The organism is Prosthecobacter sp. (assembly GCF_049294395.1).
Lineage (GTDB): Bacteria > Verrucomicrobiota > Verrucomicrobiia > Verrucomicrobiales > Verrucomicrobiaceae > Prosthecobacter.
Map to the genome: position 1 here is coordinate 1 of NZ_JBAQCR010000312.1, position 1683 is coordinate 1683.

4 protein-coding genes are annotated in these 1683 nt (G+C 60.2%); all 4 read left to right on the forward strand.

Annotated features, from left to right (window positions below; genetic code table 11):
- The first annotated feature begins 245 nt into the window (after nucleotides 1–245).
- The gene (locus WAW39_RS20945) at nucleotides 246–548 is read left to right on the forward strand and encodes a hypothetical protein (protein WP_422321111.1); all 303 of its coding nucleotides are present in this window, start codon (nucleotides 246–248) and stop codon (nucleotides 546–548) included.
- A 36-nt stretch (nucleotides 549–584) separates the two neighbouring features.
- The gene (locus tag WAW39_RS20950; RefSeq protein WP_422321112.1) at nucleotides 585–818 is read left to right on the forward strand and encodes a hypothetical protein; all 234 of its coding nucleotides are present in this window, start codon (nucleotides 585–587) and stop codon (nucleotides 816–818) included.
- 17 nt (nucleotides 819–835) lie between these two features.
- Nucleotides 836–1060, forward strand: coding sequence for a hypothetical protein (locus WAW39_RS20955; protein ID WP_422321113.1), 225 nt, complete (start codon nucleotides 836–838; stop codon nucleotides 1058–1060).
- A gap of 37 nt (nucleotides 1061–1097) precedes the next feature.
- The coding region (locus WAW39_RS20960) for a hypothetical protein (RefSeq protein ID WP_422321114.1) at nucleotides 1098–1683 on the forward strand (586 nt) is incomplete at its 3' end.

Below are 1683 nucleotides of genomic sequence, written 5' to 3' on the forward strand. Positions count from 1 at the left end.
CACCATCATCGTGCGTCTCCACCCCGAATCCTCGCTCGCCAAAGAAGCGGACAAGGATCTCGCCGCCAACGCCCAGCTCATGAAGACCACCAAGACCGGTCTCCTCGCCCACCTCATCCAGCAGACCCTCGGCCCTGCCTTCTCTGTCCGCGCCGCTTAGCGGCCTTCCGGCGCAGCGATGCGCCTTCCCTCAGTCTCAAGGCCACGTCATGCCCACCGCCCCCGTCAACCCCGCTCCTCGTCCTATGAACCCTCCTTTTACTCTTCCTGCGTCCGCTGCCGTGCAGCCTAAACAAACTGTCGGCACCCGCACCATCCGTGTCACTCTCGACATCCCCGAAGCCGACCTCGCCCACCGCTGGGCAGACGTCACTTGGGAAGGTCGCACCCCCACCTCGATCGAGGAAATCATCGCAGGCGATCTTAAAGCCTCTGCCGACACCCACCGGGCACTGGTCGCTGAAAGCACCAAACACACAGGACTCGCCGAACACCGCATCCTCACTGCTTTTCGCACTGCCCATCCCAACTTGGTCACTGTCTTTTAACTTTTCCCTCTCACCACCATTCCACCCGAAGTCATCATGTCCGCCGAAGCAACCCGTGTTCCAATCTCTGACAAAGTCCTCACTCTATTCGTTGATGAGTACACTGCCCAAGAAGCCGCCGCAGTGATACGCGCCATCAACGGCACGCCTGAACCTGTTCAGGAAATTATCAAGGTGACCACCTCTTGGGCTGAAGCCGCCCGCAGCGTCCTAACAACGCTCATCTGGGCCGCAGCCATTGTGTCCATCATCTGGATCTCCCATCGCTAACACACCCCTCCACCGCCATGGACACCCGCACACCTCACTACATCTACCTCAAACGCTCGCTCGACTACCCACGCGGCTCTCTCTCACCTCGCAGCACCCCGGAGCCCCGCTGTCGCAGAGAAGCCCGTCAGGACGCCCAGGAATGCAGCAGCAGCATGGTCTGGCTCTTCCTCGGCTTCATCGTCCTCACTCTTGCCATCTACCACCACCACGACGCCCTCCTTCACCTCCTCGGTTTCTAATCCCATCTCAGTTCATCCTCATCCTCCTCTCCCCACCATGTGTGACTTCTTCTCCGCCATCATCCGTGCCGACGGCACCCTTTACCACCAGCCCTCCAACTCCCATTCCGGCATTGTCGCCTTCTACAAACTCAAAGAAAACGACACCTTGTCCGAAATGCGGGACACCGCCCGCTTCTACGAGTTCGAATGGTCCGGCCAGGGTGATGTCCCACAAAACATCAGCAGCATTCTCCGTGGTACCAACCACCCTCAGAAGGTGCTCGACGCCGCAAAGGTGCTCGCCAAAAACCTCAAACGCGCGCTGGAGGAACCCGGCTGGGGTCTGGTTGGAGACGGCTTCTTCGCCGGCGGCGAATACGCCGATCTCCGCTGGAAAGCCCTGATCCATGAGAACTGCCCCCATGAAATCGCCGAAGCCATCGCCGTACGCAGCCTCCACGCCCAAGGCGAAGCCATCAAATCACTCCACCCCCTCGTCACCCAAATCGATGGAGAGAAAGGTTTCTCCATCGCAGATGGCTACTCGATCACCGCGCCCGTGCTCGCCTCCGTGACCGGCTCCGTCGATGTGAGTGCGAACGCCACCTTCACCGCGCCCGTGCTCGCCTCCGTGACCGGCT